The organism is Streptomyces sp. NPDC097617 (genome assembly GCF_044761485.1).
In the GTDB taxonomy this organism is placed as follows: domain Bacteria; phylum Actinomycetota; class Actinomycetes; order Streptomycetales; family Streptomycetaceae; genus Streptomyces.
Genome location: NZ_JBIWCL010000057.1, coordinates 1 through 12,217, shown reverse-complemented (window position 1 = coordinate 12,217; position 12,217 = coordinate 1). Strand labels below are relative to the sequence as shown.

The window sequence follows — 12,217 nt, the reverse complement described above, 5'->3', positions numbered from 1 at the left end:
GGAGTTTCGTTGCGTTCGTGACGGTCCATCCCAGACCCCTCGCACGGCCGTGGCCTGCGGACGCACATGATCAACGGGACTTTGAAACGCCCCTGGGGGCGGGTGAACCTGGCCGTGTCCGCGCATGAAAGCAGGGCCTCCTGAACATCTCCGGGTTGCCGAGACCAAGGAATACCAGGAGGCCCTGTTGTTGCAGTTGTACGTGGTGTCGCCGGTCGGTGAAGTGACCCCTCAGGTCCCGACACTTCCGTTTTATGCCGCGAGGTCCAGTCGTTGATGCCGGCGGAGTCGCTCCTGATACGGGGTGATGTAGCCGATCGTTGAGTGGATCCGCTCCCGGTTGTAATGTTCCGCGATCCAGCGGAAGACGTCCTGCCGAGCCTGCGTCCGGGTATCCCAGACGGTCGTGCCGATCTCTGCTTTCAGGACGGCGAAGAAGCTCTCCGCGGCAGCGTTATCGAAGCATGAACCGGTCCGGCCGGTGCTCTGCCGGATGTCCAATTCGCCGAGCAGGGAACGGAATTGGTGTGAGGTGTATTGCGACCCGCGGTCCGAGTGAAAGATCGCGTTGCCCGCCGTATGCCCGCCCGCATGAGCCATCCGGATGGCGTCCGCGACCAGCTCGGTGCGCATGTGGTCGGCCATCGACCAGCCCACGACCTCCCGCGTGCATAGATCGATCACCGTCGCCAGGTATAGCCACCCCTCTGCCGTCGGCAGGCAGGTGATGTCCCCGACGAACTTCAGCCCGGGCATCGGCGCGGTGAAGTCCCGCAGAATCAGATCCGGCGCCGGCGGCGCCGTGCGGTCCTGTCTCGTCAGCGACCGCGACTTCCGTCGCGTTATCCCGACGATCTCACGCTCCCGCATGATCCGAGCGACACGTTTGCGGTTCACCACATGCCCCTGGTCCCGGAGTTTCCGGGTGATCCGCAGGGCCCCGTACGCTCCCCGGGAATCGGTGTGGATCGCCCGGATGCGGCGGGCCAGCCCCTCTTCTTCATCGGACTTCCCCTGTCGCGCCTCCTGGTTTTGGTGCCAGGTGTAGTAGCCGGAGCGATCCCAGCCGAGGACGTCGCACATCCGCTTCACCCTGTGGGCGTTCCGGTGCTCGTCGACGAAACGGAAGCGGATCACCGTGTCGTCTCCCGTGCGAAATAGGCGGCGGCCTTCCGAAGGATCTCGTTGTCCTCCTTCAGCCGGGCGTTCTCCCGCCGCAGGCGCTTGAGCTCTTCCTTCTCGTCGAGGTTCATGCCGGCGTCACCCCCGCCGTCCGCCGCCCGGACGCGGTCCCGGTTCTCGCGGACCCATTTGCGCAGGGTCTCCAGATGGATACCCAGGCCGTGGGCGATGTCGGTGAGGGAACGGTCCGGTGAGGACCGCACCAGGTCCACCGCGTCCCGCTTGAACTCTTCGGGGTAATTCTTCCGCTTTGCCACCTTGGATCACTTCCCCTGGATGACGAAACATCCAGCGTCCAGGTGTCGGAATTTCGGGGGTCACTCCACTGCCGTCAGACACCTCAGAGGCCCCACCGAAAACAAATCCGGTGGGGCCTCTGACTTTCCCCAGCAAGTCAGCATGCCTGCTTCTCAGGAGGCTGCACGCCCTGGTTGGCCAATTCCAACTATTGCTCCCTTGCCCGCCTCAGTCGCTCAGCAAGAGGGATTTGATCAGGCGGCCTCAAGATGAATTTTCCCTTTTGCTCGTCAAAGCAGTCCAGATAGCCGCTGACTCGATCGCCAACTTGGTAATTATCCTCGTCGTCGATGTATAGGGCGTCAATGAGCCCAACGCGGGATAGCCTCAAGTCCACGATGATTCCCCAGCGAAAGACCGCCTCAACCTCACCATCGACCATCTCGCCGATGAGACGTTGCTCGTGTTCGCTGAGCTGCCCGTTTGTCACTGTCCCACCAAACTTCGCGGGTACTGGTTAAGTTTATCGAACGCGGTGTTCGGAACGGCAACCTCCACGCTGGGAACACCATTATGTGAGCCTACATACTTACTGAAGTGCTGCTCAAAATCCGCTTTCGGGATTCTGATTTCGACGACACCACCGTCATAGCCTCCACGACTTGCGTAGTCGAGAGCAATAGTCTGCCCTTCGTCGGCCAGCCCGAAGTAGGCCCGTCCATCCGGATACCCATTTCCAGATCCCGGGAAGTCGCTCTCATGGAAGCCGTCCTTAAGCAGCCTATCCGTCATGCCAGTACCAGGCGCCTTGTAAATAGATACTTCCGGGCAGCCATTGCTGTTATGCACAAGAACCGGCGTATTGCCAGCGAGTACATAGTACGTGTGGAAGTCCGCCACGGTGAAGTTGTAGGTCTTCACATGATCCAGATGCGCACGGTTGGCCGTGACAAGCACGGTCGCACCCGACTCCGCGGCCAGAGTCATCCCTTGCTTTAGATCGCCAGCATTCACCCAGGACTGTTCGGAGGGCGACCAGAACGGGTGCTCGTGTGTCGCTGTGATTTCTTCAATACCGCCGGCTGTGGCGACGGAGATCGTGTTCAGCTCACGATCACCTTCCGTCTGGCTTAGCTTCTCAACCGGCCGGGCTTCCTTTTTTCCTGATATTGGATCGGTGGCGAGAACACTGTCCCCGACTTCGATGTCCTCAATCTTCTTCTCCGAGCCATCAGCCATGAGAACTAGCGTTCCGGCAAGGAAGCAATTCCCTCTGACGTACCTGCCTACGCCCAAACCTGGGCCCTCGGCACCATTGCTCTTCCCGTGGCTCCACAATTCACCCAAGAATCCGGGGAGCTGGTAAGCGTCAGTTTCGGTATTGACCCCGTGTTCCAGGGCCCAATTATCAAAATCGGCCCCGTAGTCACATCCTGGAGTTCCGACGCCGCCGTCTCCCCAGCAGTCGTCGTCGCCGAGTGCTGCTCCGAAGAGGGTCGAAGTGTGCACTGCACTACTGATTGCGCCGTAGAACATTTGGTCAAGCCAGAACGACCATTTTGTATCCGGCTTGGGCTTGGGCTTGGGAAGTGGTTTATTCTGCCCGCCGCACCAGATTCCGCAACCCCTATTGCGCGGGGGGCGCTTCTCCCCGTATCCGTTGGTGTACCTCGTGGCGGCTTCGACGACGTCCTCGGGAGCGGACTGGAAGCCGCCGTCGTTGTTGTTTCCTTCGAAGTACTTGAGGCCGTCCGGGTCGGAGAACGTGAATGGGTTGTTGGCGGCGTAGGTATAGCCGTGGAGCTGCTGCGAGTCTTTGAGGTCCATGATCGGGTCGACGGATATGAAGCGGCCGATCAGGGGGTCGTATTCGCGGGCGCCGATGTGGGTCAGTCCGCTGTCGTTGTCTTTGGTGCCTCCGACGAAGTTCTTCTCGCCGGTCCAGGTGGCTGACTGGGTGCCGCGGGCTTCTCCGAAGAGGCCGGTCTTGCGGCGGGTAACCGCCTGCGTGGCGTCAGCGGTGATCTGGGTGGTGCTGGTGTTGTGGTGGTCGGTCAGATTGAAGGTGAGCTTGCCGCCCGTGCGCATCGCGACGTCGCCGTAGTAGCGGGTCCCGGAGACCGTGCCTGCTTTGTCGAGCTTCAGCTCGTTGCCGGCGGGCAGGTACAGCGTGGTGGCGTCCTTCTCCTTGCGCAGCAGGCGCTCACCTGTGGCTGTGTAGACGAACGAGTTGCTGGTTGTGCCCTGTACGAGGGACTTGAGGTGTCCTTCGGCGTCCCAGTCGAGGTACTGGGTTTCACCGGTGCCGCTCTTGCGGGTCTTGGTGTTGCCGGAGGCGTCGTAGGTGAAGGTTTCCTCGTGCGGGGTGGTGCCGGTTTGGGTGACCTTGGGCAGGTCGTGCTTGCCGGCGGTCGGCGGCGCGTAGGTGCGGGTCGTGTCGGCGGTGGGGCCCGAAGTGGTCGTGTGCTTGGTTTCGGTCCTGCGGTTCCCGACCGCGTCGTAGGTGTACGTGGTCCAGTAGGGGTCCTCGCCGCCGATGGCGGATGCCGACGGAGTGGCCGCGCAGGTCTCGCCCTTGTTGGTCCATGCCTGGGTGATGCGGCGTAGGGCGTCGAGGTTGACGCACTGGGTGTCGGTCGTTCTGGCCACGTCCATGCCGTAGGCGGTGGCAATCGAGGTCAGGTTGCCTGCGGGGTCGTTGGTGTATTTGGTGTCCTCGATGCGCGTCGGTGCGACGTCGCGGTCGACAACTGTGTGGGTGAGGGCGCCTGTGTGCGGGTCGTACTCGTTGGACCGGTTCAGGTTCTGGCCGGAGGAGCCGAGTACCTGGCGGAGGGTGCGGCCGTAGGGGTCATAGGTCATCGCCGATACGAGACGGCTGCTTCCGGCGGCCGAGCTGTTGAGCAGTCCGGAAACCGTCTTGTACGTGCTGCCGACGGTTTCGGCCGGGAGTCCGCCCATGGCCGGTTGGATGGTCCGCAGGACCTGGCCGGCCATGTTGTAGTAGGTCGTCCATTTGTAGGTGCCGGCCAGGGCGCCGGTGTCGGGGGTGGACGGGATGGTGACTTGGGTTTCGAGGGGCTGGTAGAGGTCGTTGTAGGCGAGGGCTTCCGAGCTGTATGCCTTGCCGTCGATGTAGCGCGTGGACTTGGTCAGCTGCCCCTTGGCGATGCTGTCGTAGAGGGAGGCGGTCAGGGCCGTGGAGCCCTGCTTGGTGGCGACGGGACGACCGAGGTCGTCGTAGTCGGTGTGCAGGGTGACGCCGCGGGCGTCGGTGACATCGGTGGCGCGGTCGCCGGCGTCGTAGGCGGTTCTGGTGAGGCCCTTGTCCGGGTCGTTCGCTTCAATCTGGCGGCCGCGGACATCGTAGGTGTACGTCCACTTTGCGCTGCCGGGGTCGGTGACCTGGTCTAGCTGGCCACGCTTGTTGTAGGTGTAGGAGGTCGACTGCGAGGTAGTCCGCGCGGCGTCGGTGTACTGCTTGGTCTCGACCGTGCGGCCCAGTGCGTCGACGACAGTGGTGGTCGTGGTGCCGCCCAGTGGCGGGACGACCGTGGTGGTGTCGCCGGTGTAGCTGGTGGTGGTGCGCTTGGTCTCCTGGCCCAAGTGCTTTGCAATCACCGTGGTGGGGCGGCCGGCGCCGTCGAAGAGAGTGTCGGCGGAGGCGGGGTAGGTGAGTTCCTGTCCCGTGACCAGCTCGGGTGCGGGTGTGCCTTCGGCGTAGTAGACGCCGGAGTTGCGCCAGGCCAGGCCGCGGGTGTCGTAGAACGTCTCCGTGACCAGGCGGCCGCCCTTCTCGGGCGTCTGCGTCTGGGTCTGCGTTTGGCGCTCGCGCAGCAGTCCGTCCTGAATGGAGTGGACGACGGAGTACTTCTGATCATGGGTGAGTGTCTTGGAGGTGACGACGTTGGGTCCGTCGTTGCGGACGGTGTACTCGAAGACGCGGCTCGGTTGGCCGACGTGGGCCTCGACTGTCCAGTTCGGGACCCAGACCTTCGTCACCCGGCCCAGCGCGTCATACGCCGTCGTGGTGACCTTGCCGTTCGCGTCGGTAGCCTTCGTGGGTTGGCCTCGGAGCGGGTCGATCTGCGAGGTGATGACGTGACCCAGGGGGTTCGTCGCCGTGACCGCTGTGGGGATCTCGCCGGTGGCCGGCGTGTAAGCGGTAGTGGTCGCCTTCCCGTATGCGTCGGTGGCAACCAGTGCTCGGCCGTGTATGTCGTAGCAGAGTTGGTTGTTGTTCGGGCCGCAGATCGAAGGGACACTGGAGACGGTGTCGTAGCCGTCGCCCTTGCCGTTGATCTTCTCGGTCTTCGTCATCAGACCTGGACCGGGAACGCTTCCGAGTGCGCCGTTGTCAAAGTAGGTCCGTGTATCGCTGATGACGTCCGCCGGGCTGCTGGCGGACGTTCCGCACGGCACCGCCACGCTCTCGACACGGCTGGATCTGTTCAGGATCCAGCTGGTGGTGTTGCGTGCGTAGGTGGTCGTGGTGCAGGTCTCGTCGCCGGCCTTGGCGGTGTCGCCCGTGGTCGACTCCCAGTCGGCCATGCCGTATTCGTCGAAGTGTCGGCTGGTCTCCGTCGTACGAGTGCCACCGGTAATGGTGGTGCGGGTTGTCTGCTTCTCGTTGCCCGTTTTGTAAGAGATGAGGTCGGGCAGGCCGGGTCGGGGGCGCTTGGCTACCGCACCCGAGCGCCACGGGGTGCTGGACGTGGCAGTGATGAGCTTGCTGGTGTCGTCGCCGTCGTAGGTGGCCGATTCTCGGACCATCCCGGCGAACTCGGGACGGTCGATGACCGCGGTGCCCGTGCCGTCCTTGACTTCCTTTCCGTCGAGGCCCCGGAAGTAGCGGTTCTCCGACAGCGTCTTCGGGTCGCCGGCCGTACCGGTGCGGGTCTGGACCACTTCGTAGCCACGCGGCACGGAGTGGACACGGTCTGCGGCCTTGGCGAACTCGCTGGTGTCCTTGTCCCAGGCCGCTCCGCCCACGTAGGTGTATGAGGTCACCTTGTCGGGGGTCGCAGCGAGGTTGTCGCCCTCGACGATCTGGGTGACGACGTAGGTGTTGAACCAGTCGAGCTTGGAGTCCTCGCCCTCCCATGCCCACTTGACCGGGTAGCAGCGCTTGGTGTTGGTCGCGTCAGCGGTCGGGAGTGTGGTGGGGGTGCAATCCGGCTGGGAATAGGTGACACCGATGGTGCCACCGGTCTCGGAATTGACCTGGGACATCCGCAGCCGGATATAAGGGGCCAGGCCGTCGCCGGTCTTGTCCACCCGGTTGGGCCGCTGCTCTCCCGTGAAGGTGACGGGTGGGAGCGAGACGTCCTCTGCGGCGCCTGCTTTGGCGGTGCGGGTGATGGACTTCAGCCACATCGGGGTGGAGATGCCGTCGCCCGCCGGCGGGAAGTTCTGGCCCAGGGTCCAGGAGTCGACGTCCTGGTGAGCGCCGCCGGTCAGAATCTTGGTGTGTATCCCGGTCAGGCGCATCCGCGACCAGAACGTCGGCGCGTACTGGCCCTTGCACTCCGTGGACCCGTCCTTGCAGAACAGGTCGTACGGCGAGTCCGGCCAGTTCTTCGCGTTGGCCTCGTCGAAGGTCCCGCAGTTGGTGAGGCAGCGCTCGCTGACGCCGAACTGCACCTGCGCCATGGCCTTGCCGCTGTACACGGTGTCGGAGCGCAGGCCGTAGTCGATGTGGTCGAGCCAGCCGCCCCGGATGTATCGCGTGACCGTTGCCTTGCCGGTGTCCGAGACGTTGCGGCCGTAGTTATTCGTCTCGGTCTTCCAGTAGTACGCCATCGCGTCACCACCGGGCGCGACGACGTAGTCGAGCTGCCAGCGCCAGGCCTGCTGGCACCAAGCGCTCGCGAACGAGGCGTTGTAGCAGGGCTCGCCCGCCTGGTTGCCGAAGACCGGTGCGGTCCAAGCCGAATTCGTCGTCGGTGTGGACGCGTCCTTCCAGCCCGGCAGCCTGTTCAGACCGAAGAAGTACTGCATACCGTCGGTCGTAGTGATCTTCCAGTGCTCACCGTCGTTGTCGCCGTTGGCAGCGCCGGTGAGCTTCTCGATCTTCTCACCCGAGTCGGTGGCCGGGTGCCAGCCCTTGCCCTGCTCGTAAACGAGTTCGGTCGACTTGCCACCGAGGGACATCGTGGCGTTGTCGTTGTACCAGCACTGGTCGCCGACTTTAGTGGCGTTGGTGCCACCGGTCTTGTCGTCGTTGCAGGACTTGTACTTGCGCTCGATGAAGCCGGGCTCCCAGTTCCAGCCGTCACCGATCCACGAACCCTGGCCGTTCGACGTACCGGTGCGGCCGTCGACCGACTGAGAGTTGTAGCCGAGCGAGATCTGCGGACCCAGCCCGCCGGGCACCGCGGGCGTTGCGACCGGATAGGACCAGGCGAAGGCGCCGGTCGATCCGCCCGCGGTCCACGAGCCAGAGGGCTGGAGGGAAGTCGCCTTGTAGTCACCCGTCGAACCCGCGTCGCCGGCCGTGGCGGCCAGGACGGCTGCGCCGCCCGAAGCTGCAGGAGCCGACTTGGCCCGCGCATTCGCGGACTTGCCTGTCGGCGCGGTAGCGCCGAGTGTCGTCACCTGGGCCGAGAGCTTGCCGGTGCGGGTGTCGTTATAGGTCTGCAGGGGTTTCTGCGTGCGGCATTCCGCGAGCTCGGGAGTCGTCAGCGCGCAGGCCGGGAGCTCCACGAGGCGCAGTCGGGTCGCGTAGTCGCCGCCGTAGGCGCCCCGGAAGGAGTTGTAGTCCACCTCGACCTTGGCCGATGCAGGCTGCGTGGCGCCGTCGGAGCGGCCCACTGAGAGCAGGACGCCGTCGACGCCTGCCTTGCGGGCGGCGTCCTTACCGGCGACGGACACCTTTACCTTGGATGGTGCCTCGGCAGCCTTGCCCGGCGCGACGTGGACCGCGACCGGAAGGTTGCCCGCCTGCTGCAGGCCGGACTCGATGGTCGGTCCCTGCGCGGATCCCGACAGGAACGACCTGAAAACTGGACCTGTGTTGGATGTCAGGTTCAGTTCCGCCGCACCGGCCTTCGGCCAGGCGACCTTCGGAGCCTTCCACGCGGTCGCGCCCGCGTCGTCGGCCTTCGGCGCGCCTCCTGAGCGGACCGGCTTGACTGCTACCGCTTTCGGTTGTTGGAGCTGCGGCAGCGACGGTTTGGATTTGCTGTCGGCTACGGCAACCGATCCGGGCAATATGCCCGAGAGGACGACTGTGGCCAACGCCACAGAAAGCCCTCTCATGCGAGATTTTCTCACACCCCACCCCATGCTTCAGAAAGAATTACCGGCGCAGGCTAACAGCCTAAAACTGCCGATCTGACATCCAGTCAACGGCTTGAATTTGGCACTCCCCAGCCCTTGTTACCGCGAAGTAGGCTGTTCTGGATCAATCAGACAGATACGGAGTAAGCGCAGTAAACATTGCAGGCGTATGGAGACATCCGGCATGAAGATCCCAGGTAGAGTCTCCGCGGATATCGGACAGATGGAGTGTGTGTGAGGCAGAGAGAGGCCCAGCTCGGCATGCCGGGCGGGCGGGCGATTTCGCGGGTAATCGCGATGTCCCTGATAAGCGGAATAACCGCCACCGGATTGGCTGTAATACATCCGTCTGAAATTGCGGTGGCGGCCACCGATCCGGTCGCCGAGGGGTCGATGAGGGCGGCGGACTTCGCGCTCGCCAAGGCCAAGGAAACCGGCCGGCCCTACGAGCTGACGTCCGCGCGGACCGAGACGTCGGACACCTGGGCGCTGCCGACGGGCAAGTGGTCGGTCACACGCCATGGGACGACGGTGCGTGTCCGGCGCGCCGGCGGGTGGGTCGCGACCGACCCGACGCTGGAGTTCGCGGCGGACGGGAAGGTGAAGCCGAAGGCGTCGGCCGTCGCCATCGCCTTCTCGGGCGGGGGCACCGGCCCGCTGTTGACCGGGGTGAAGAACGGGCGGACGCTGTCGCTGACCTGGCCGAAGGCTCTACCGAAGCCGACACTTGCCTCGAACGTGGCAACCTATGCCAACGTGCTCCCGGACGTGGACCTGCAGGTGAAGGCCGAGGTCGAGGGGTTCTCCCAGCTGCTGGTCGTCAAGACCGCGGCCGCAGCGAAGCACCCCGACCTCGCGACGATGAAGTTCAAGCTCGACACCGTGGGCCTGGACGTCACCAGGGATGCGACAACGGGACTGCTGACCGCGGTCAACCCGGCCGGTGAGGTGGTCTTCACGTCGCCGAACCCGGTGATGTGGGACTCCACCACCACCGCCGGGTCCGTGGCGCAGGCTCCCGCGCGTGCGGCAGCTGCCGCCAGTGGCGACGCGGCGTCGAGCAGCGCCCCCGGCGATGTCTTCGTGACCCCGTCCGGGGCCAAGAACGCCCAGATGCCCTCCGCCGTCACGGGCGGGAATCTGGAGATCAAGCCCGACCAGGCCCTCCTGGCGAACGCCTCGACGAAGTACCCCGTCTACATCGATCCTTCGGTGGCATGGGGCGAACGGCAGAATTGGGCGTGGGCCTACCGCACGTGGGAGAACAACTCCTACTGGAACACCAAGGAGGACGTGCGGGTCGGGTACGAGAGCCAGACGAACGGTCTCTCGCGGACCTTCTTCCAGCTCGACACCTCTGCCGTCAAGGGCGCTCAGGTCTCGAAGGCGACGTTCAGGATCAAGGAAACCTGGTCCTGGTCCTGCACCCCCAAGCCCGTGGAACTGTGGACGACCCACGCCATCTCGCCGAAGACCACCTGGAAGAACCAGCCCGACCGTCGCACCCGGCTCGACACCGTCAATGCCGCCAAGGGCCGGCCCGAGTGCGCCGCCGGCAACCTCGAATTCAACGCCACGGCCGCCGTCCAGGAAGCGGCAGCCAACGGCTGGACAAACACGACCGTCGGCCTCTACGCGTCCAACGAGAGCGACGAGTACTCGTGGAAGCGCTTCGACCCCAAAACCGTCACCCTGGAAATCGAGTACAACAACCCGCCGAACACGCCGTCCGACCCCGGCACCTCACCCTGGCTGCCCTGTGAGCAGGGCGGCTCGATCGGCAACACCAACATCGGCCTGTACGCGACGATCTCCGACCGTAACGCCGGGAATCTGACCACCGAGTTCCAACTCTTCAAGGCCGGCCAGAGCACCCCCGTCAGCCAGATCATCCCGAGCAACAACGGCCAGATCACCACGTGGAGCGTCCCGGACGCGTCCCTCCCCGACGGCAACTACACCTGGCGAGCACGGACGACCGACCAGGACGGCGCCCAGTCGGGTTGGTCCCCCACGTGCAAGTTCACCGTGGACCGCGCCCGACCCGCGAACGCGCCGAAAATCACCTCAGCCGTTTTCCCCGACGGCACGAGCGGCTGGCCCGCCAACACCGGAAAGGCCCGCCAGGAAGGCGACTTCATCCTCTCCGCCAACGGTGACAGCGACGTGGTCTGGTACGGCTACTTCACCGACTGGGACCCGCAGGTGAAGAGCGTCTCGGTGGCCGCCGGCGCATCGTTCGCGGCGAAGATCACCCCGCCCGGCGCAGGCCCCCACTTCGTCTACGCCTTCACACAGGACGCCGCGGGGAACCGGTCCGACACAGCCGTGTACCGGTTCTACGCCGCTCGCGCAACAGCACGGGACGTCCCCCACGACGTCAACGGTGACGGCCACCGCGACATCTGGAGCAACGACCTCTTCGGCAGTCTCTTGACCTACGCCGGCCAGAACAACGGCAAATTCTCCGCAATGGTCAGCTCCCCCGCCTCCTTCTCCGGCGCCCAGACCGCCAATCTGGGCGACTGGGACGATGACGGGTACAACGACATGCTCGCCCTCGAGAAGCCAGTAGGCGAATCCGCCCAATCGCTGTCGATCTACCGCAACAACGGCCAGGGAACCGTTGACAATCCGGTCCAGATGACCGTGAACCGGCCACTGGAAAACAATCACTGGGCCGACGCCGAGCAGATCATCGCCCCGGGCAGACTCGACGGTGACGAGATTCCGGACCTCCTCGTCAAGCGCGGGAACAAGCTCTACGCGTATTTCACCTCACTCCTGGGCAACCTGGACGACGTCGATCCCGTACTCGTCGGCGGCCTGGACTGGGACAAGTACACGGTCATTGCCCCAGGCGACGTCAACAAGGACGGTGTGCCGGACCTGTGGCTGCGGGAAAACGCCACCGGCGACATCCTGAGCACGCTCGGCAAGAAGAGCCTGGACGGGAACCAGGCGGTCGACCTGGCCACCTGGGGCACTCTGCCCCGCACCAAGGTGGGCTCCGGCGTCACCCAGGTCGGCTATCCGCAGGTCAGCTCGGCCGGCGACCTCAACGGAGACGGGGTGGCCGACCTGTGGGCCCGTCAGGCTGACAACACCATGGTCGGCTGGCCGGGCAAACTCAATGCCGACGGCACGACTGTGGGGGCCTTCGGGCCGCGGTTCCAGATCGACGGCGTTCCCGGCGCGCGCATCACCGCCGGCACCGTCCTGGCCTCGGGTCAGGAGCTCTCCAGCGGAAACTCGAAGCTGGTCATGAAGGCCGACGGCAATCTCGTGCTGCTGAGCAAGGACAACAAGCAGCTCTGGGCCACCGGAACCGGCGGAAACCCGGGCGCCACGGCCCGAATCCAGAGCGACGGCGACTTCGCCGTCGTCACCGCAGACGGAAAAACCGTCAAGTGGCACAGCAGGACCAGCATCCCGGGCTCGTACGCAGTACTGCACCCCCGCGGCGTCCTCGTGCTGTACAGCCCGTCCGGGCAGAGTCTGTGGACCAGCGGCAGCC

At 64.7% G+C, this 12,217-nt stretch carries 5 protein-coding genes; 1 reads left to right on the top strand and 4 read right to left on the bottom strand.

Going from position 1 to position 12,217, the window contains the following annotated elements:
* Positions 1-252: 252 nt before the first annotated feature.
* From ACIQZO_RS40065 to ACIQZO_RS40050, 4 genes are all read right to left on the bottom strand, one after another.
* Positions 253-1,137, bottom strand: coding sequence for an IS3 family transposase (locus tag ACIQZO_RS40065; protein WP_403636293.1), 885 nt, complete (start codon positions 1,135-1,137; stop codon positions 253-255).
* Complete coding sequence (locus tag ACIQZO_RS40060; RefSeq protein WP_403636291.1) at positions 1,134-1,439, bottom strand: transposase; 306 nt, start codon at positions 1,437-1,439, stop codon at positions 1,134-1,136. The genes ACIQZO_RS40065 and ACIQZO_RS40060 overlap by 4 nt, the downstream gene beginning before the upstream one ends.
* Positions 1,440-1,627: 188 nt before the next feature.
* Complete coding sequence (locus tag ACIQZO_RS40055) at positions 1,628-1,909, bottom strand: hypothetical protein (protein ID WP_403636289.1); 282 nt, start codon at positions 1,907-1,909, stop codon at positions 1,628-1,630.
* On the bottom strand, positions 1,906-8,664 hold the full coding sequence (locus tag ACIQZO_RS40050; protein WP_403636287.1) for a polymorphic toxin-type HINT domain-containing protein: 6,759 nt from the start codon (positions 8,662-8,664) through the stop codon (positions 1,906-1,908). The genes ACIQZO_RS40055 and ACIQZO_RS40050 overlap by 4 nt, the downstream gene beginning before the upstream one ends.
* Positions 8,665-9,060: 396 nt before the next feature.
* Between ACIQZO_RS40050 and ACIQZO_RS40045 the strand changes: the two genes are divergently transcribed.
* On the top strand, positions 9,061-12,217 hold a 3,157-nt coding region (locus ACIQZO_RS40045; protein ID WP_403636285.1), incomplete at its 3' end, for a DNRLRE domain-containing protein.